Source organism: Streptomyces sp. NPDC059649, assembly GCF_042734445.1.
Taxonomy (GTDB): Bacteria; Actinomycetota; Actinomycetes; order Streptomycetales; family Streptomycetaceae; genus Streptomyces.
In genome coordinates this window covers 42,143-60,614 of the sequence record NZ_JBHWDV010000036.1, presented here as the reverse complement: position 1 = coordinate 60,614, position 18,472 = coordinate 42,143, and the positions used below count along the sequence as shown (strand labels likewise).

The window sequence follows — 18,472 nt, the reverse complement described above, 5'->3', positions numbered from 1 at the left end:
CATGACCGGACTCGACGAATGGGGCTTCGCTACCCCCGCCCCCGACACGGACCCCCACGCAGGCACCAACACCGCCTGTAACCCCGAAGACCGCAACCACCCCCCACCCGCCGACCCCACAGGCGGACAACCACCCCACCCCCCGAACCGCCCCCCGACCGAACCGGACCACACCCACCCACCCGGCCGCCCACCCACTCCCCACCCGCCCTACGAACCACACCGCAGCGCCCGCGCCGCCCTCACCCGGATCCTCGAACCGGGCGACGAAACCGCCGGCCGCTGGCTGAACGACATGGGCCCGGTCGCCCTGCTGCATGCGCTCACCGACGACGACGCGGCCCCGCCCCCGGGCGCAAGCAAGACCAAACTCACCGGCCTCAGACAGCGCGCCGCACGGGCCCGCCCCGCCGAAGACCTCGCCGCCGTCGCCGCACTCGGCGGCCGGTTCGTCTGCCCCGGTGACGAGGAGTGGCCCAGCCAGCTCGACGACCTCGGCGACGCCCGCCCCATCGGCCTCTGGGTGCGCGGCCGGGCCCACCTCCGGCTCTGGGCGCTGCGCTCCGTCGCCGTCGTCGGCGCCCGGGCCTGCACCGAATACGGCGCCCACCTCGCCACCACCCTCAGCGCCGGGCTCGCGGAACGCGGCTGGGCCGTCGCGTCCGGCGCCGCGTACGGCGTCGACGGCGCGGCCCACCGCGGCGCGTTGGCCGCCAACGGCGCCACCCTCGCCGTACTCGCCTGCGGCGTCGACTACGCCTACCCCCGCGGCCACACCGAGTTGATCGACCGCATCACCGAACAGGGCCTGGTCATCGCCGAGTTACCACCCGGCGACCACCCCACCCGCAGCCGCTTCGTCCAACGCAACCGCGTGATCGCCGCCCTCACCCGCGGCACCGTCGTCGTGGAGGCCGAACTCCGCAGCGGCTCGCTCGTCACCGCCCGCCGGGCGCTCGCCCTCGGCCGCTTCACGATGGGCATGCCCGGCCCCGTCACCAGCGGCCTGTCCGCCGGAGTACACCAACTCCTGCGCGGCGAGGCCGCCCTGGTCACCGACGCCGACGAGGTCATCGAACTCGTCGGCAGCATCGGCGACCTTGCCCCCGCGCGACGCGGACGGACCCACCTCCGTGACCTCCTCGATCCCGTCGCAACCCGCGTACTGGAGGCACTGCCCGCGCGCGGGAGCACGGACACCGGTCATCTCGCGCGGGAAGCCGGCACATCCCGCGACCTCACGCACACCAAACTCTTCGAGCTGCAGTCCCTCGGATTCGTTCAAAGGTGCGGTGAGGGCTGGGAGTTGGCCCGACGCGCCGAGACGACGGACGGTTCCCGGCGAGGCGGTACTTGACCTGGGGCGAACGGGTGAAAGGGTGAGGGGAATGACCGCAGAATCCAGGTTTGCGATGCTTCGGCACCCGTGTCCGGCCCACAGCGAGACGGCGATAGTGCGCACCGGGCACACATGCCGCCCGCCCTGTCGCCGCATGCACCCCCACGGCTCGCCACCGGCGCACGCCCGGCATCGCACGCGCGCGTCGACACGCCGTACGAGGTAACCCTGAGGTGCGGGCAGCGGAACGTATCTGCGCACGCCCGAACTCGCTCTCCTCGCGGACCGCAACACTCCGGTCACGCTACGCTCACACCCAATTCATCCCTCACACATCCATCCACCCGCGTCTCGGCAGAACGGCTCAAGGCGACGAATGCCCCAGCACACCTCCGGGTCTGACCGTGCGGCAGTACCACCCGCCGCACGCGGCAGCGTGCGCCCCGCCCCACCCACCTCGCTCGACGAGCTGTGGCGCTCCTACAAGGCATCAGGTGACGGACGGCTGCGGGAGCAGCTGATCCTGCACTACTCGCCGCTCGTCAAGTACGTCGCCGGCCGTGTCAGCGTCGGCCTGCCGCCCAACGTCGAACAGGCCGACTTCGTCTCCTCCGGAGTGTTCGGACTGATCGACGCCATCGAGAAGTTCGACCCCGAACGCTCCATCAAATTCGAGACGTACGCCATCACCCGCATCCGCGGCGCCATGATCGACGAACTGCGCGCCCTGGACTGGATCCCGCGTTCCGTACGCCAGAAGGCCCGCGCCGTCGAGCGCGCCTACGCCACCCTCGAAGCGCAGCTGCGCCGGACCCCGACCGAGGCGGAGGTCGCCGAGGAGATGGGCATCGCCCTGGAGGAGCTGCACGGCGTGTTCAGCCAGCTGTCCCTGGCGAACGTCGTGGCCCTCGAAGAGCTGCTGCACGTCGGCGGCGAGGGCGGCGAACGGCTCAGCCTGATGGACACCCTCGAGGACACCGCTGCCGAGAACCCGGTCGAGATTGCCGAGGACCGCGAACTCCGCAGGCTGCTCGCCCGCGCCATCAACACCCTGCCCGAACGCGAGAAGACCGTGGTCACCCTCTACTACTACGAGGGGCTCACCCTCGCCGAGATCGGCAACGTCCTCGGCGTCACGGAGAGCAGGGTCAGCCAGATCCACACCAAGTCCGTCCTCCAGCTCAGAGCCAAGCTCGCCGACGTCGGCCGCTGAGGGCCGGGCGTGGGGCCGCACGCTGGGTCCCAGGCTGACTCGGAATCCCCGCGCTGAGGCGTCTGCTGAGTCGATCCCTGAGTCGCCTGCTGAGTCGATCCGCTGAGTCGTCACGGCTCCCGTTGCTTGCCCGACCCGGACGACGTGTCGCCATGCGGAGTGCCGCGCCGGGGACGTCATCCGTAGAGTGGTGGCGTGCCCAGGATTCGAGCGGCCTCCGTGGCCGAGCACCGGACGATGCAGCGCGGCGCCCTGTTGGACGCCGCTCGCACCTTGCTGTCGGAAGGCGGAACCGAAGCGCTGACCTTCCCCGCCCTCGCCGAGCGCACCGGACTCGCGCGCTCCTCCGTGTACGAGTACTTCCGCTCGCGCGCAGCCGTCGTCGAGGAGCTGTGCGCCGTCGACTTTCCCGTATGGGCCGCCGAGGTGGAAGCGGCGATGCAGCGCGCCGACACCCCCGAGGAGAAGATCGAGGCGTACGTACGGCGACAGCTCGCCCTGGTCGGTGACCGGCGCCACCGTGCCGTCGTCGCCATCTCCGCCGGCGAGCTGGACGCCGGTGCACGCGAGAAGATCCGCGCGGCCCACGGCGGCCTCATCGCCATGATCGTCGAAGCCCTCGCCGCCCTCGGACACGAACAGCCCCGCCTCGCCGCGATGCTCCTCCAAGGGGTCGTCGACGCCGCCGTCCGCCGCATCGAACTGGGCGCCGCAGAGGACCCAACCGACATCACAGAGGCAGCCGTCTCCATGGCCCTCCACGGCATCCACGGCTAGGGCCCTGCAACACGGCAATCAGGGCTAGCGCCCTTCGCGCCGCATTCGGGCATTCACGGCTGGCACTCTTCTGGGCGGTGGGCCCTGGTCGGAGCGGCCGGATGCAGGGAGCCTGCTGTCTTTCCCTTCCACCACCCCGGGGGCCTCCCCCCGCCCCACCCACCCCCTCCCACACCCGCCCCCCCGCACGTCACCACCCACCTCTCGTTGGCGCAGCCCGCAGCCCGCAGCCCGCAGCCCGCAGCCCGCAGCCCGCGGTGCCAGGGGGCCGGGGGCCGGCACAGTGACCCGAGGGACTCAAGACGTCTGCGGCTCAAGGCCCACCGGAAGACCCGCACGAACCGCACGAACCGCCTAGCGCCCGCCTTACCCCGGCCGCTCTGCCCGGCCACCCCCTCGCATCGAACGACGTCTGACCGAGCGGTCAGCACGTAGTCGGCCCAGCGCCCAGAGCGCCGCCCCCGCCAGCACGACCGCGCCTGTGACGGCTGCTCCCGTTGGTGCCGCCTCCGTCTCCCGAGCCGTAGATGCCGCACTCACGGGGCTTGGTGCATGCACTGGCTGATCTGGGCGCGAGCCCGCCGTCTCCGCGCTGTTGCCAGGCGGCACAGGGATACCGAATACCGGCAGCAGCCGTGACGGGCCTCCACTGCGCATGCTCGGGGGCAGCAGGGACAGTGGGTCCAGGTAGGTCTTGCCGCGGCGCAGCCCCCAGTGGAGACACGGTGCCCGGCAGTGGAAAGGCCCCCGCTGGAGTACGGCGACCGGCTGGCCGGCCGTGACCCGCTGGCCCTTACGGACCGTGGCGCGTACGGGCTCGTACGTCGTGCGTAAGGGAGGGTGGCCGGAGTGGGCCACCTCGATGGTCAGCACGCCGCGGCCGGCCACGGTCCCGGCGAACGCCACTTGACCCGGCGCGGCGGCCCGTACCGTCGTGCCGGCGGAAGCTGCCAGGTCCACGCCGCGGTGCCCGGCCGCCCATGGTGCCGGCGGCGGCTCCCAGCCGCGTAACACAGTGGGGCGTATCCCTTCCGGGCCCGCCACTGGCCAGGCCCGCTCACCCCCGGCGGCCTGCGTCCCCCCGGACTCGGCACCACCACCCCCGGTACCACCGACCTCGCCACCACCCCCAGCACCACCGGACTCGGCCTCGGTCGCGGCCTCAGCGTTTCGCCCCAGGTCCACAGCCCGCCGCCCCTCACGCGATGTCGCCGCCTCCGCCCCCTGCCTCGTTACCTGCACCCCGCGCCCCGCTGCCACCCCCGACCCCAGCCCGCTCGCCGCCGCGTGCGCGAGTGGCGAGGCGGTCAAGGCCAGTGCCAGCGTCAGTGCCGGGGCCAGCAGGGTTCTGGTCACTCGGGCCGGAAAGAAGCAGCTCGGCCCGTAGCCGGCCGAGTCGCCGAGCGGCGGCAAGAGGGTCGATGGGAACGCCGATGGGGACGGGGAAGTCGAGGGGAACCGGGAAGCTGTGTGCCGGCCGGCGCGCCGCCAGCCCCCGCCTAAGCCCACGCCGGTGAGCCGGACGCCGTGCGATCGATCTCGTCGTGCCTCTCGCACGTCTCGCACGTCTCGCACGTCTCGCACTCGTACGTTGTGCGGTCGATGGTGCTGATCTTGTCGATCTTGTCGTGCCCGTCCTCGTCGAACCCGTAATTGCTGTGACGACAGGCGCCTTCGGCCCTCCTGCTGCTGTCGTTCCCGTTCCCGTTCCTGTTCCGGTTCCTGATCTCGTTCTCGTCCTTGTTCGTGTTGCTGTCGTTGCTGTCGCATGGCTCGACAGTGGCGCAGTCCGGCCAGGCGTGGGGATCTTGGTTCGGAACTGTGGATAACGGGCCGGTTGTGGACAACTGCCTCACCCGGACGGGTGTCGGTCTCACCCGCTCAGGGCTCGAAATGATGCGTGTCGCCCGGTGCATCGGCCGTCCCGTACACTTCTGGTGGCGATCCGGGTCACCGGGTCGACTTCGCACGCCCCGCCGTCAGTGCAGCAGTCCCGTTCGGGCAGCACGTCGGCCGCGCTCCTCGGTCCTCGGACGGCTCCGCAAGGTGTCTTCCCCGGCAGGCGCGTCGGGGCGTCAGGCACCGCGGCCGACCGGTCGCAGTGGAACCGAGAACAACAAGGAGTACGGCCATGGCCGTCGTCACGATGCGGGAGCTGCTGGAGAGCGGCGTCCACTTCGGGCACCAGACCCGCCGTTGGAACCCGAAGATGAAGCGCTTCATCTTCACCGAGCGCAACGGCATCTACATCATCGACCTGCTCCAGTCGCTGTCGTACATCGACCGCGCCTACGAGTTCGTCAAGGAGACCGTCGCCCACGGCGGCTCCGTGATGTTCGTCGGTACGAAGAAGCAGGCCCAGGAGGCCATTGCCGAGCAGGCGACCCGCGTGGGCATGCCCTACGTGAACCAGCGCTGGCTCGGCGGCATGCTGACCAACTTCTCGACCGTCTACAAGCGCCTGCAGCGCCTCAAGGAGCTCGAGCAGATCGACTTCGAGGATGTGGCCGCGTCCGGCCTCACCAAGAAGGAGCTCCTGGTCCTCTCCCGTGAGAAGGCCAAGCTGGAGAAGACCCTGGGCGGTATCCGCGAGATGCAGAAGGTGCCCAGCGCCGTCTGGATCGTGGACACCAAGAAGGAGCACATCGCCGTCGGCGAGGCGCGCAAGCTCAACATCCCGGTCGTCGCGATCCTCGACACCAACTGCGACCCGGACGAGGTCGACTACAAGATCCCGGGCAACGACGACGCGATCCGCTCCGTCACCCTGCTCACCCGCGTGATCGCCGACGCCGTCGCCGAGGGCCTCATCGCCCGCTCCGGCGCCGCCACCGGCGACCAGAAGCCCGGCGACAAGGCTGCCGCCGAGCCGCTGGCCGAGTGGGAGCGCGACCTGCTTGAGGGCGAGAAGAAGGCCGACGAGGCGGAGAAGCCCGCCGAGGCTCCGGCGGCCGCCGAGGCTCCGGCCGCTGAGGCTCCGGCCGCCGAGGCCGAGAAGCCGGCTGCGGACGCCGAGCAGGCCTGAACAAGGACCGGTTGACGACGGCGGGGGAGTGCGCCACGAGCGCCGCCCCCGCCGTCCACCCGTAGATCTTTCGACTTCGAGATTTCGAGAAGAGATTCACAGACCATGGCGAACTACACCGCCGCCGACGTCAAGAAGCTCCGCGAGCTCACCGGCGCCGGCATGATGGACTGCAAGAAGGCCCTGGACGAGGCCGAGGGCAACGTCGACAAGGCCGTCGAGGCGCTGCGCATCAAGGGCCAGAAGGGCGTCGCCAAGCGCGAGGGCCGCTCCGCCGAGAACGGCGCGGTGGTCTCCCTGATCGCGGACGACAACACCTCCGGCGTCATCGTCGAGCTCAAGTGCGAGACGGACTTCGTCGCCAAGGGCGAGAAGTTCCAGGCCGTCGCCACGGCGATCGCCGAGCACGTCGCGAAGACCTCCCCGGCCGACGTCGAGGCCCTGCTCGCCTCCGAGATCGAGCCCGGCAAGACCGTCCAGGCGTACGTGGACGAGGCCAACGCCAACCTGGGTGAGAAGATCGTCCTGGACCGCTTCGCGCAGTTCTCCGGCGGTTACGTGACGGCGTACATGCACCGCACCATGCCCGACCTGCCGCCGCAGATCGGTGTCCTTGTCGAGTTCGACAAGGAGAACGCCGAGATCGCCAAGGGTGTCGCCCAGCACATCGCCGCCTTCGCGCCGAAGTACCTCTCCCGCGAGGACGTCCCGGCCGAGGTCGTCGAGGCCGAGCGCCGCGTCGCCGAGGAGACCACCCGCCAGGAGGGCAAGCCCGAGGCCGCCCTTCCGAAGATCGTCGAGGGTCGCCTCAACGGCTTCTTCAAGGACGCGACGCTGCTCGGCCAGCCGTACGCGCTCGACAACAAGAAGTCCGTCGAGAAGGTCCTCCAGGAGGCCGGTGTCACCCTGAAGCGCTTCTCGCGCATCAAGGTCGGCATCTGAGAGCCTGCCGCAAGGCAGCGAATGACCTACGACCCCGCTAGGGTCGTACGCAGTCGGCCGCTCACCGGCCGACCGCAGATGTGACGAGGAGGCCATTGCCGCACAGGGATCTGGACCAGACCCACGGCAATGGCCTTCTTCGTATGTGCACGAGGAGAGCTCAATGAATCACGGTGCCGACGGCGCGCACACCGACCATGCCACCAAGGACGGCAGGCGGCGCTTCCTGCTGAAGCTGTCCGGCGAGGCGTTCGCCGGCGGCGGCGGACTGGGCGTCGACCCCGACGTCGTGCACGCGATGGCCCGCGAGATCGCCGCCGTGGTGCGCGACGGTTACGAGATCGCCATCGTGATCGGCGGCGGCAACTTCTTCCGCGGCGCCGAACTCCAGCAGCGCGGCATGGACCGGGCCCGGTCCGACTACATGGGCATGCTCGGCACGGTCATGAACTGCCTGGCCCTCCAGGACTTCCTGGAGAAGGAGGGCATCGACTCCCGCGTCCAGACCGCGATCACCATGGGCCAGGTCGCGGAGCCCTACATTCCGCTGCGCGCGGTACGCCACCTGGAGAAGGGCCGGGTCGTCATCTTCGGCGCCGGTATGGGCATGCCGTACTTCTCCACCGACACCACCGCCGCCCAGCGCGCCCTGGAGATCGACGCCGAGGCCATGCTGATGGGCAAGAACGGCGTGGACGGGGTCTACGACTCCGACCCCAAGGTCAACCCGGACGCGGTCAAGTTCGACGCCCTCGAATACGGTGAGGTCATCACCCGTGACCTGAAGGTCGCGGACGCCACCGCCATCACGCTGTGCAGGGACAACAAGCTCCCGATCCTCGTGTTCGAACTGCTCGCCGAGGGCAACATCGCGCGTGCGGTGAAGGGTGAGAAGATCGGCACGCTCGTCAGCGATCAGGACACCCGGGCCTGACGGCCCCAACTGCCGCCCTTCCGTACGGGCATCGGTCCGTACGGGCGGCAACTCCCGGCCGGGGTAAGACCTCGGTACGGGGATGGACAACCGCCTGCCGGTCGGACACCGTGCAGGAGTAGACGCGCGGCAGGGGCGAGGCTCTGCTTCTTACCGAAAAGACCAGGAGCAAGTGGTGATCGAAGAGATCCTCCTCGAAGCCGAGGAGAAGATGGAGAAGGCCGTCGTGGTCGCCAAGGAGGACTTCGCCGCGATCCGCACCGGGCGTGCGCACCCGGCGATGTTCAACAAGATCGTGGCGGACTACTACGGCGCCATGACGCCCATCAACCAGCTGGCGTCGTTCTCGGTTCCCGAACCGCGGATGGCCGTGGTGACCCCGTTCGACAAGAGCGCGCTGCGCAACATCGAGCAGGCGATCCGCGACTCGGACCTCGGGGTCAACCCGAGCAACGACGGCAACATCATCCGGGTGACCTTCCCCGAGCTGACCGAGGAACGCCGCAAGGAGTTCATCAAGGTCGCCAAGAACAAGGGCGAGGACGCGAAGATCTCGATCCGCAGCGTCCGCCGCAAGGCCAAGGAGTCCCTGGACAAGCTGGTCAAGGACAAGGAGAGCGGCGAGGACGAGGTGCGCCGCGCCGAGAAGGAGCTCGACGACACCACCGCGAAGTACGTCGCGCAGGTGGACGAGCTGCTCAAGCACAAGGAATCCGAGCTCCTCGAGGTCTGATGAACGAGTCATCCTGGGGGGCCCCGCCCGGCGCCGGTCATTGGGGACCGCCCGAATACGGTTCGGCCTCCTCGCTTCGCGGGGTGGCGCCGTCCGCCTCGGCGGGTCCCGTGCACGACTGGGGCGATGCGGCGCAGACTCGGCCCATGCCCATCGTGCCCGAGCCAGGCGGACACCAGGACGACGACCGGGACCACCGGCAACATCGGCACATCCGGGATAACCGGGACCACCCGGACGACCGGGGGGCTGCTCCACGGAGCGGCCCCCTGTTCCGCGACGACCAGCCGCAGGAGCCCATGCCCCCCTCCGTTCCCGGGTCCGACCGTGCGCCGGACTCAGAGAAGCCGAAGAAGAAGAGCGCGGGGCGCAATCTGCGCGCCGCGATAGGGGTCGGTGTCGGTCTCGGCGCGGTCATCCTCGCCTCGCTCTTCGTCTACAAGCCGGTCTTCATCGGCGTGATCGCGATCGCCGTCGTCGTCGGACTGTGGGAGCTGACCTCGCGGCTGGCGGAACGCAAGGACATCCGGGTGCCGCTGGTGCCGCTCGCGGTCGGTGGCACCGCCATGGTCGTCGCCGGTTACGTACGCGGAGCTGAGGGCGCCTGGGTGGCGATGGCGCTCACCGCCCTCGCCGTCCTCGTCTGGCGGATGACCGAGGCGCCCGAGAACTACCTGCGGGACGTCACCGCCGGTGTCTTCGCGGCGTTCTACGTGCCGTTCCTCGCGACATTCGTGGCGCTGATGCTCGCGGCGGACGACGGGCCGCAGCGCGTACTGACGTTCCTGCTGCTCACCGTCGTCAGCGACACCGGCGCGTACGCGGTCGGCTGGCGGTTCGGCAAGCACAAGCTCGCCCCGCGCATCAGCCCGGGCAAGACCCGCGAGGGACTCGTCGGCGCGCTGCTCTTCGCGATGGTCGCCGGCGCGCTGTGCATGGAATTCCTGATCAAGCACGGCGCCTGGTGGCAGGGCCTGCTGCTCGGCCTCGCGGTCGCGGCCAGCGCCACCCTCGGTGACCTCGGCGAATCCATGATCAAGCGGGACCTGGGCATCAAGGACATGGGCACCTTGCTCCCCGGACACGGCGGCATCATGGACCGCCTGGACTCCCTCCTGCCGACGGCGCCCATCGTCTGGCTGCTCTTCGTGGTCTTCGTCGGAGCGGGCTGAGCCTGGTGGAGCCGCCCGGCCTCTGAGCCGCGAGAGGCCGGACAGGCTCGAGAAGCCGGAGAGCCCGAGAAGTCGAAGCCCCCTGCCAGCGGAATGCCGCTGGCAGGGGGCTTTTGCGTGGGGGTGGGCCGGGGCGCTGGTGCGTGGTGGGTGTGGGTGCGGGTGCGGTGCCACGGCTCGGCGTAGGGCCGCGCCGCCCTGCGCCGTCCCGTCCCGCGCCCCTCGCCGCCCGTCCCGCCCCGTCCCGTCACTCGTCATTCTTCGGCTGTCGCTCCTCCGCTCGGCCGACGCGCCTCCAGATCACCGTCATCCCCAGCCCGAGCACCACCAGGGCCACGACGACGATGAGGATCTTGAGGGCGAAATCCACCAACAGATGGTGGGCGAGATCGGACGCCGACAGCTCGGTCAGCTGGTGCAGGCGGGACAGGTGGGACAGGTGGGACAGGCGGGCCAGGTGGAGATCGAACGCCTGCAGGGCGAGGTAAGGCGCCTGCAGGGCGAGCCCGGTCACCGTCGGCCGTCCCGCCGCCGGGCCCGGCCGGCCCCGTCCTCCAGCCGCCGGGCGGCCATGCGCAGCGCGGCCCGTACAGCGGGGTCGGTATAGCGGCGTGCCTGGTCGAGCCGGCCCCTGCGTTTGAGGAACACGGCAACGCCGAAGACCACCAGGGCAAGCACCACAACGCCGCCCGCGATGACGCCGAACCTGATGAGCATGAGGTTGAGATACGTCTCCACCGGAGCCTCCCGTTTTCTATCACAGGCGTGACACAAAACAATTTATCACAGCCGTGATATAACGTGATACAAAGAGGCCATGCCCAAAGTCGTGGATCCGGACGCCCGCCGCCGCGAGGTCGTCGACGCCCTGTTCCGAGTCGTCGTACGGGATGGCCTGCAGCGCACCTCGCTACGCGCCGTCGCCGACGAGGCCGGACTCAACATCGGCTCCCTGCGCCACTATTTCGCCAGCCAGCAGGAGCTGATGGACTTCGCCATGCAGTCGATGCTCGACGGCCTCACCGACCGGTTGCTGCGTCACGTCGAGCGCATCGGAGACCTGAGCACGCATCCCCCCGCCGAACGCCTCCGCCTCGCGGCCGGTCTGCTGGCCGAACTCCTTCCCCTCGACGAACGCCGCCGCGCGGAGGTCACGGTCTTCCTCGACTTCAACGCGGCGGCCCGTACCAACCCGGCCTTCAAGGACCTCTCCGACCAGGCCGCCGCCGGCGCCCGACGACTGGTCCGCCGCGTCCTGACCCGCCTCGACGAGTCCGGCACCCTGCGGCCCGGCCGCGACCTCGACATCGAAACCGAGCGCCTGACCGCCCTCCTCGACGGCCTGGGCCTCGGCGCCGTCCGCAATCCCGACGTCCTGAGCCCTCAGATGTGCAGCGCCGTACTGGCCGCCCACCTGGGGGACTTGGCGGGGAAGGGCTAGAAAGTGAGACGCGGATCTATCCCGGTGCCCCTGGCCTCTGGCCTCCGGTCGGTAGACATTGAGGGGCTCTGTGGTGGACGGCAAGCCGGTTCCGCTGGCATGCGCCGGTTCCGCTGGCGTGAGCGACCTGCTGACAGGCCGTACTCGTTGCCTGGTCGGTGATTACGCAGGAAGGCGCGGGGGCGGGTGGCGCCTGGTCGCGCCTCGCCGAACTCGGAGCCAAGCGCACGCACTTCAGAGAAATGGTGCAGTGCGGTACTGCTCATGGCACTGGCACTGGCAGTGGCACTGGGGGCGGGCTGGCGCCCCGTGGAGCAGTCAGGCGGGAGGGGTCGACCAGACCGTGGCTGCCGGCCCCGTGGGAAACCCTTCGGAGGCCCTTGGGTCCCGAGGTCTTTGCTTTGCGAAGCGGCGGCGAAAGGCAGAGAAGAAGCGCGCGGCGTCGGCGCGCTCTCCGTACCCTTACGGGCTGCCATTCTGCGCGAGTCGTGCTTCGATGGTGGGAAGGGTCGCCACGCCATTATCGGTGGCCCACTGCCAGCCATGGACGCGGCGCCAGATTTCGTTGCGCAGAAGGGCCGAAGAAGGTCCTGGAAAAGGTCCAGCGGACGAGTCAACGCCTTTTCTTCGCATCTCCCTCGCGGAATTTCGAGAGGAGCACCCCTATGCGCCAAAGCAGCCGAAAACGCCGCCTTTTGACGGCTTCGACAGTCCTTATAGCCGGCGGCGTCATGCTCTTTCCCGATGGCGCGGTCGCCCAGCCGGAGACAGGCAGCGCCCCGGCGCAGGTATCCGGAACCTTCCAGCTCGTCAATGCGCAGACCGGCAAGTGCGCGACGGTTGCGGGCGGTGTCTCGACTGACAACAATGTCGGGCTCGTGCAGTTCAATTGTGATTCGCACCCCTCGCGCCGCTGGCTCGTCACCAACAGCGACGGCCGCTCCAACCAAATCATCAACGAGCAAACGCGCAAGTGCGCGACGGTCGCGGGCGGTGTCTCCACCGACAACAACGTGGGGCTCGTGCAGTTCAATTGCGATACGCACCCCTCTCGCCGCTGGATCGTCACCAACCAAAGCGGCAACTCGTTCCAGCTCGTCAATGCGCAGACCGGCAAGTGCATGACCGTTGCGGGCGGTGTTTCCACCGACAACAACGTGGGGCTCGTCCAGTTCACCTGCGACTCGCACCCCTCGCGTCGCTGGATCCTGAAACGGGTCGGTGGGATCATCGACTGAGGCAGTGCCGACGGGTGATGCATCAGTACGCGGAATTGTCCAGCGGGTCGTTGACGACGTACCGGACCAGTTGACGACGTACCGGACCAGCTTCAAGTCCGGCAAGGCTTGTGCGACCCGTCACCCCATGTATGAGAACGACACAGCTGAGCGCTCCATCGGTTGAGCTCAGCACCCAACTCCGGGCCGTGTCCACGGTCCGTAGCCGGGCCGGCCACCGGCGACAACGACGTCGAGTGGCGATCCGGCCGCCGAGGGTGACGGATTCCTCGCAGATCTCCCCTGGGTCGCACGCGCCTCGGGCGCACAAGACGATCTGCGACACTGGACGGACCATGCCTGCACCCGGAGAACTCACTTTCGTCGCGCCGCGCGGGGCCAAGAAGCCTCCGCGGCACCTTGCCGATCTCAGCCCCGTCGAGCGCCGCGAGGCGGTGGCCGCGATCGGTGAGAAGCCGTTCCGCGCCAAGCAGCTGTCGCAGCACTACTTCGCCCGCTACGCACACGACCCGGCGCAGTGGACCGACATCCCGGCGGCGGCCCGCGAGAAGCTGGCGAGCGAGCTGCTGCCGGACCTGATGACGGTCGTGCGGCACATCTCGTGCGACGACGACACCACCCGCAAGACGCTGTGGAAGCTGCACGACGGCACGCTCGTCGAGTCGGTCCTGATGCGGTACCCGGACCGGGTCACCATGTGCATCTCCTCGCAGGCCGGGTGCGGGATGAACTGCCCGTTCTGTGCGACCGGCCAGGCCGGGCTGGACCGTAATCTCTCGACGGCGGAGATCGTGCACCAGATCGTCGACGGGATGCGGGCGCTGCGCGACGGTGAGGTGCCGGGCGGCCCGGCGCGGCTGTCCAACATCGTCTTCATGGGCATGGGCGAGCCCCTGGCCAACTACAAGCGCGTGGTCGGCGCCATCCGCCGGCTGACCGACCCGGAGCCCGACGGACTGGGCCTGTCCCAGCGCGGCATCACCGTCTCCACGGTCGGCCTGGTGCCGGCGATGCTGCGGTTCGCCGACGAGGGCTTCAAATGCCGGCTCGCCGTCTCGCTGCACGCCCCGGACGACGAGCTGCGCGACACGCTCGTCCCCGTCAACACGCGCTGGAAGGTCCGCGAGGTGCTGGACGCGGCGTGGGAGTACGCCGAGAAGTCCGGCCGCCGGATCTCCATCGAGTACGCCCTGATCCGCGACATCAACGACCAGGCATGGCGCGGTGACCTCCTCGGACGGCTGCTCAAGGGCAAGCGGGTCCATGTGAACCTCATTCCGCTCAACCCGACCCCCGGGTCGAAGTGGACCGCCTCCCGCCCGGAGGACGAGCGGGCGTTCGTCCAGGCCATCGAGGCGCACGGGGTTCCGGTGACCGTCCGGGACACCCGCGGCCAGGAGATCGACGGAGCCTGCGGGCAGCTCGCCGCCTCGGAGCGCTGACCGCCCGCTGGTACTGTGTGATCGAACAAATGCACATTCCGACAGGGGAGCGCCACAGCGCTGAGAGTGCGGAAGCGTCGTAGACATACGGTGCCCGCAGACCCTTGAACCTCGCCCGGGTCATTCCGGGTAGGAAGTTCGGTCGTCACTCATGCTGTTGCGCCCCGCCCGGCGTCCCCTCCGTACGTCCCCGACGTCGAGAGCCGCGGACACCGGGCGGGGCCGCGTCTCTTCCTGGCCAGCCAGGAGGAAATCAGTGAGCACCACCAGCAGGATCACCGCGACAGCGCTCGCCGCCGCGGTCGGCATGACCACGCTTGCCGCGTGCGGCAGCTCGGGCGGCGGGAGCGCGGACGCCAAGACCGTCACGCTCGTCAGCCATGACTCGTTCTATGTCTCCAAGTCCGTCCTGGCCGCCTTCGAGAAGGAGAGCGGCTATAAGGTCAAGCAGGTCAAGGGTGGGGACGCCGGCAAGGCCGTCAACCAGGCGATCCTGTCCAAGGACAACCCCCAGGGCGATGTCTTCTTTGGTATCGACAACACTCTCCTTTCGCGAGGACTGAACGAGGGACTGTTCACCCCCTACAAGGCCAAGGGCCTGGAGAACGTCCCGGCCGCCCTGCAGCTCGACAAGGGCCGGCACCGTGTCACCCCGCTCGACTACGGCGACATCTGCGTCAACTACGACCGCGCCTACTTCACCAAGCACAAGATCGCGCCGCCGACCACCCTCGACGACCTGATCAAGCCGCAGTACAAGAACCTGCTCGTCACGGAGAACTCCGCCACCTCCTCTCCGGGGCTCGGCTTCCAGCTCGCCACCATCGCCAAGTACGGAAACAGCGGCTGGCAGAACTACTGGAAGAAGCTCAAGGCCAACGGCGTCGAGGTCGTCGACGGCTGGGAGCAGGCGTACAACGACCGCTTCTCGGGCTCCGCCGCAGGTGCCGGCAAGGGCGACAAGCCGCTGGTCGTCTCCTACGCCTCCAGCCCGCCGGCCGAGGTGCTCGGCAAGAAGCCCGCTCCCAAGGAGGCCCCGACCGGGGTGGCGACCGGCACCTGCTTCCGGCAGATCGAATTCGGTGGTCTGCTCAAGGGCGCGAAGAACGAGAAGGGCGGCAAGGCGCTCCTGGACTTCCTGCTGAGCAAGAAGTTCCAGGAGGACGAACCGCTGCAGATGTTCGTCAACCCGGCGCGCAAGGACGCCAAGGTGCCCGAGCTGTTCACCAAGTACGGCACCAAGATCGACAAGCCGACGACGCTGCCGCCGGAGACGATCACCAAGAACCGTGAACAGTGGATCAAGCAGTGGTCCTCGCTCGTTCTGAAGTAGTCCACACCCCGCGGCGCGCGCGCCCCGCGCGGGGAACGGCGGTGCGGCTCGGCCTGATGGCGGTGCCGCTCGCCTTCTTCGCGCTGTTCTTCGCCTATCCGGTGGCCGCCATCGTCGGACGAGGGCTGAAGGACGGCGGACAGTGGCAGCTCGGCCGGCTGGGAGCCGTGCTGACCGACCCGGACATCGTCCACGTGCTGTGGTTCACCGTCTGGCAGGCAGCGGCCTCCACCGGCCTGACGCTGCTGATCGCGCTGCCCGGCGCCTACGTCTTCGCCCGCTTCGACTTCCCCGGCAAACAGCTGCTGCGTGCGGTGGTTGCGGTGCCGTTCGTGCTGCCGACCGTCGTCGTCGGCTCGGCCTTCCTGGCCCTCGTCGGCCGTGGAGGGCTGCTGGACGAACTGTCGGGCCTGCGCCTGGACACCTCGGTGTGGGCGATTCTGCTCGCCCACATCTTCTTCAACTACGCGGTGGTCGTACGGACCGTCGGCGGGCTCTGGGCGCAACTCGATCCGCGTCAGGAAGAGGCCGCGCGGGTACTGGGCGCCGGGCGATTCGCGGCCTGGCGCAGGGTGACGCTGCCCGCACTGGGTCCGGCCGTCGCGGCGGCCGCACTGATGGTCTTCCTCTTCACCTTCACCTCCTTCGGCGTCGTACAGATCCTGGGCGGCCCCACCTTCTCGACGCTGGAGGTGGAGATCTACCGGCAGACCGCGGACTTCCTGGACCTGCCGACAGCCGCGGTCCTGACCATGATCCAGTTCGCGGCCGTACTGGGCGTCCTCGCGCTGCACGCCTGGACGGTGCGCCGACGGGAGACCGCACTCCGGCTGGTGGACGCCTCGCAGACCGCCCGTTGCCCGCGCGGTGCCGGCCAATGGGCCCTGCTGTGGGGCAACCTCCTGGTCATCACCGTGCTGCTCGTCGTCCCCCTGGTCGTGCTCGTCGAGCGGTCGTTCGCCGGCCCCGACGGCTACGGGACGATCTTCTACGACTCCTTGCGCTCGACTGCGTCCGCCGACAGCACGTTCGCCGTCGCCCCGCTCGACGCCCTGTGGAACTCCCTCGCCTACGGGGCCGCGGCGACCGTGATCGCCCTCGTCATCGGCGCACTGGCAGCCGCCGCCCTGACGCTGCCCCGGCTCGGCAGGAGCCCGTCCGGGCGGACACCGGTGGTCAACCGGTTCGTCCGGGGCTTCGACGCCCTGCTGATGCTGCCCCTCGGTGTCTCCGCGGTGACCGTCGGCTTCGGCTTTCTGATCACCCTCGACAAGCCGCCCCTGGACCTGCGTGACTCCTGGTGGCTGGTCCCGCTCGCCCAGGCACTGGTGGGAGTGCCGTTCGTGGTCCGCACGATGCTGCCCGTCCTGAGGGCGGTCGACGTACGGCTGCGCGAGGCCGCCGCGGTCCTCGGTGCCTCGCCCTGGCGGGTATGGCGCGAGGTCGATCTTCCGATGGTGCGGCGGGCTGTGCTGATCGCCGCAGGGTTCGCCTTCGCCGTGTCGCTCGGCGAATTCGGCGCGACGGTGTTCATCGCCCGGCCGGACCGTCCGACGCTGCCGGTGGCCGTGGCACGGCTGCTGGGACGGGCCGGAGAGCTCAACTACGGGCAGGCGATGGCCCTGTCGACCATCCTGATGGTGGTCTGCGCCGGCGCCCTGCTCGTCCTGGAGCGCATCCGCATCAACCACCCCGGGGAGTTCTAGATGACGGCACGGGCCGAGACCACTGCGCCGGAACTGCTGCGGCTGGACGGCGTGACCGTCCGCTTCGGCTCCGCCGAGCGCCCCGCCCTGGACTCGGTCGACCTGGACGTCGCCGCGCACGAAATCGTGTGCGTCCTGGGCCCCAGCGGCAGCGGCAAGTCCACCCTGTTGCGGGTGGTTTCCGGCCTCCAGGAGGCTGATGCGGGTCGAGTGCTGCTGGAAGGGCGGGACCAGGCGGGAATACCCACGCACCGGCGCGGGGTCGGCTTGATGTTCCAGGACCACCAGCTCTTCCCGCAGCGGGACGTCGCGGGGAATGTTGCCTTCGGGCTGCGGATGCGACGCACCGCGCGCACCGACCGGGACCGTACGGTCGCCGAACTGCTCGACCTCGTCGGGCTCCCGGGCGCCCAGCGACGCGCCGTGGCTTCCCTGTCCGGCGGGGAACAGCAGCGGGTCGCACTGGCCCGCGCGCTCGCCCCGCGCCCCCGACTGCTGATGCTGGACGAACCCCTCGGTCAGCTCGACCGCGGCCTGCGCGAACGGCTGGTCGTCGAACTGCGCCGCCTCTTCCGGGAGTTGGGCACGACCGTACTCGCCGTCACCCACGACCAGGGCGAGGCCTTCGCGCTCGCCGACCGGGTCGTGGTGATGCAGGAGGGCCGGATCGCGCAGAGCGGCACCCCGCTGGAGGTCTGGCAGCGCCCGGCCTCGGAATTCGTCGCCCGCTTCCTGGGCTTCGACAATGTCGTCGAGGCGACGGTGCAGGGCGAGGCCGCCGTCACCCCGTGGGGCAAGGTGCCGGTCCCGGACGGGACTCCGGACGGACCGTGCCGACTGCTCGTACGTCCGGCCGGTGTGCGGCTGATGCCCGCGCCCGAGGGTCTGCCCTGTAGGGTCGCGGCCCGCACCTTCCGCGGTACCCATGTCGCCCTGCTGCTCCAGCCTTCCGGGGGACCGCAGTTGGAGGCGGCCTGCGCGCTGCGTGAAGCGCCGGAGGTGGGGGAGCGAGTGGGGATCGCGTTCACCGCACAGGACGTCGTGGTCCTGGACGCTATGGACCCTCACGCTCCGAACCCAGCGGAATAACTGGCGGGCGCGGAGTAACGGTGCCCGTTTCTGTGCCGGTGCTTGTGCTGCCATGGCCATGGTGTGCTCCTTGAGGTGGTCGTGGTCT

Annotated in this window: 17 protein-coding genes and 1 riboswitch; of the genes, 14 read left to right on the top strand and 3 right to left on the bottom strand. The window is 69.5% G+C overall.

The window, feature by feature from the left end:
- The first annotated feature begins 1 nt into the window (after position 1).
- From dprA to ACFV1J_RS29245, 3 genes are all read left to right on the top strand, one after another.
- On the top strand, positions 2-1,357 hold the full coding sequence (gene dprA / locus ACFV1J_RS29255) for a DNA-processing protein DprA (RefSeq protein ID WP_385863011.1): 1,356 nt from the start codon (positions 2-4) through the stop codon (positions 1,355-1,357).
- A 358-nt stretch (positions 1,358-1,715) separates the two neighbouring features.
- Positions 1,716-2,552 carry an RNA polymerase sigma factor WhiG gene (gene whiG, locus ACFV1J_RS29250; RefSeq protein WP_030415789.1) on the top strand — a complete coding sequence of 279 codons (837 nt, stop codon included), beginning with the start codon at positions 1,716-1,718 and terminating at the stop codon, positions 2,550-2,552.
- Positions 2,553-2,789: 237 nt separating this feature from the next.
- Positions 2,790-3,329: a TetR/AcrR family transcriptional regulator gene (locus tag ACFV1J_RS29245; protein WP_385863048.1), complete on the top strand. Its 540-nt coding sequence runs from the start codon at positions 2,790-2,792 to the stop codon at positions 3,327-3,329.
- 366 nt (positions 3,330-3,695) lie between these two features.
- Here the strand turns inward: ACFV1J_RS29245 and ACFV1J_RS29240 are convergent, their stop codons facing one another.
- Positions 3,696-5,099 carry a murein hydrolase activator EnvC family protein gene (locus ACFV1J_RS29240; protein ID WP_385863009.1) on the bottom strand — a complete coding sequence of 468 codons (1,404 nt, stop codon included), beginning with the start codon at positions 5,097-5,099 and terminating at the stop codon, positions 3,696-3,698.
- A gap of 361 nt (positions 5,100-5,460) precedes the next feature.
- Between ACFV1J_RS29240 and rpsB the strand changes: the two genes are divergently transcribed.
- The 5 genes from rpsB (at position 5,461) to ACFV1J_RS29215 (ending at position 10,135) form a co-directional block, all read left to right on the top strand.
- Entirely contained in the window at positions 5,461-6,354 is an 894-nt protein-coding gene (gene rpsB / locus ACFV1J_RS29235; RefSeq protein ID WP_385863007.1) for a 30S ribosomal protein S2, read from the top strand.
- A 105-nt stretch (positions 6,355-6,459) separates the two neighbouring features.
- A complete protein-coding gene (gene tsf, locus ACFV1J_RS29230) occupies positions 6,460-7,296 on the top strand; it encodes a translation elongation factor Ts (protein WP_385863005.1) in 837 nt (278 codons plus the stop codon).
- 163 nt (positions 7,297-7,459) lie between these two features.
- A complete protein-coding gene (pyrH, locus tag ACFV1J_RS29225) occupies positions 7,460-8,230 on the top strand; it encodes a UMP kinase (protein WP_385863003.1) in 771 nt (256 codons plus the stop codon).
- Between the two features lie 175 nt (positions 8,231-8,405).
- Positions 8,406-8,963 carry a ribosome recycling factor gene (gene frr, locus ACFV1J_RS29220; RefSeq protein ID WP_030413725.1) on the top strand — a complete coding sequence of 186 codons (558 nt, stop codon included), beginning with the start codon at positions 8,406-8,408 and terminating at the stop codon, positions 8,961-8,963.
- The gene (locus ACFV1J_RS29215) at positions 8,963-10,135 is read left to right on the top strand and encodes a phosphatidate cytidylyltransferase (RefSeq protein ID WP_385863001.1); all 1,173 of its coding nucleotides are present in this window, start codon (positions 8,963-8,965) and stop codon (positions 10,133-10,135) included. The genes frr and ACFV1J_RS29215 overlap by 1 nt, the downstream gene beginning before the upstream one ends.
- A gap of 247 nt (positions 10,136-10,382) precedes the next feature.
- On the opposite strand, the gene ACFV1J_RS29210 is transcribed toward ACFV1J_RS29215, so the two are convergent.
- Together ACFV1J_RS29210 and ACFV1J_RS29205 are read right to left on the bottom strand one after the other, a co-directional pair.
- Positions 10,383-10,649, bottom strand: coding sequence for a hypothetical protein (locus ACFV1J_RS29210; RefSeq protein ID WP_385863000.1), 267 nt, complete (start codon positions 10,647-10,649; stop codon positions 10,383-10,385).
- Positions 10,646-10,873 (bottom strand): hypothetical protein, encoded by a 228-nt coding sequence (locus tag ACFV1J_RS29205; RefSeq protein WP_385862998.1) that lies wholly within the window; start codon positions 10,871-10,873, stop codon positions 10,646-10,648. Before ACFV1J_RS29205 ends, ACFV1J_RS29210 begins: the two co-directional genes overlap by 4 nt.
- Positions 10,874-10,952: 79 nt before the next feature.
- Between ACFV1J_RS29205 and ACFV1J_RS29200 the strand changes: the two genes are divergently transcribed.
- The 6 genes from ACFV1J_RS29200 to ACFV1J_RS29175 all read left to right on the top strand — a co-directional run bounded on the left by ACFV1J_RS29200 (position 10,953) and on the right by ACFV1J_RS29175 (position 18,384).
- On the top strand, positions 10,953-11,576 hold the full coding sequence (locus ACFV1J_RS29200) for a TetR/AcrR family transcriptional regulator (protein WP_385862996.1): 624 nt from the start codon (positions 10,953-10,955) through the stop codon (positions 11,574-11,576).
- Between the two features lie 665 nt (positions 11,577-12,241).
- Positions 12,242-12,814 (top strand): RICIN domain-containing protein, encoded by a 573-nt coding sequence (locus ACFV1J_RS29195; protein ID WP_385862995.1) that lies wholly within the window; start codon positions 12,242-12,244, stop codon positions 12,812-12,814.
- A 335-nt stretch (positions 12,815-13,149) separates the two neighbouring features.
- Positions 13,150-14,256 carry a 23S rRNA (adenine(2503)-C(2))-methyltransferase RlmN gene (rlmN, locus tag ACFV1J_RS29190; RefSeq protein ID WP_030413730.1) on the top strand — a complete coding sequence of 369 codons (1,107 nt, stop codon included), beginning with the start codon at positions 13,150-13,152 and terminating at the stop codon, positions 14,254-14,256.
- A 33-nt stretch (positions 14,257-14,289) separates the two neighbouring features.
- Positions 14,290-14,410: riboswitch (TPP riboswitch) on the top strand.
- Between the two features lie 102 nt (positions 14,411-14,512).
- Positions 14,513-15,589, top strand: a complete 1,077-nt coding sequence (locus ACFV1J_RS29185) for a thiamine ABC transporter substrate binding subunit (RefSeq protein ID WP_385862993.1) — start codon at positions 14,513-14,515, stop codon at positions 15,587-15,589.
- Positions 15,565-17,295: an ABC transporter permease gene (locus ACFV1J_RS29180; RefSeq protein ID WP_385862991.1), complete on the top strand. Its 1,731-nt coding sequence runs from the start codon at positions 15,565-15,567 to the stop codon at positions 17,293-17,295. The genes ACFV1J_RS29185 and ACFV1J_RS29180 overlap by 25 nt, the downstream gene beginning before the upstream one ends.
- Complete coding sequence (locus tag ACFV1J_RS29175) at positions 17,296-18,384, top strand: ABC transporter ATP-binding protein (protein WP_385862989.1); 1,089 nt, start codon at positions 17,296-17,298, stop codon at positions 18,382-18,384.
- Positions 18,385-18,472 lie beyond the last annotated feature (88 nt).

Excerpts from the sequence above, each read along its gene's own strand:
- dprA (WP_385863011.1), top strand. The coding sequence starts at position 2 with ATGACCGGACTCGACGAATGGGGCTTCGCTACCCCCGCCCCCGACACG.
- whiG (WP_030415789.1), top strand. The coding sequence starts at position 1,716 with ATGCCCCAGCACACCTCCGGGTCTGACCGTGCGGCAGTACCACCCGCC.
- ACFV1J_RS29245 (WP_385863048.1), top strand. The coding sequence starts at position 2,790 with ATGCAGCGCGGCGCCCTGTTGGACGCCGCTCGCACCTTGCTGTCGGAA.
- ACFV1J_RS29240 (WP_385863009.1), bottom strand. The coding sequence starts at position 5,099 with ATGCGACAGCAACGACAGCAACACGAACAAGGACGAGAACGAGATCAG.
- rpsB (WP_385863007.1), top strand. The coding sequence starts at position 5,461 with ATGGCCGTCGTCACGATGCGGGAGCTGCTGGAGAGCGGCGTCCACTTC.
- tsf (WP_385863005.1), top strand. The coding sequence starts at position 6,460 with ATGGCGAACTACACCGCCGCCGACGTCAAGAAGCTCCGCGAGCTCACC.
- pyrH (WP_385863003.1), top strand. The coding sequence starts at position 7,460 with ATGAATCACGGTGCCGACGGCGCGCACACCGACCATGCCACCAAGGAC.
- ACFV1J_RS29215 (WP_385863001.1), top strand. The coding sequence starts at position 8,963 with ATGAACGAGTCATCCTGGGGGGCCCCGCCCGGCGCCGGTCATTGGGGA.
- ACFV1J_RS29200 (WP_385862996.1), top strand. The coding sequence starts at position 10,953 with ATGCCCAAAGTCGTGGATCCGGACGCCCGCCGCCGCGAGGTCGTCGAC.
- ACFV1J_RS29195 (WP_385862995.1), top strand. The coding sequence starts at position 12,242 with ATGCGCCAAAGCAGCCGAAAACGCCGCCTTTTGACGGCTTCGACAGTC.
- rlmN (WP_030413730.1), top strand. The coding sequence starts at position 13,150 with ATGCCTGCACCCGGAGAACTCACTTTCGTCGCGCCGCGCGGGGCCAAG.
- ACFV1J_RS29175 (WP_385862989.1), top strand. The coding sequence starts at position 17,296 with ATGACGGCACGGGCCGAGACCACTGCGCCGGAACTGCTGCGGCTGGAC.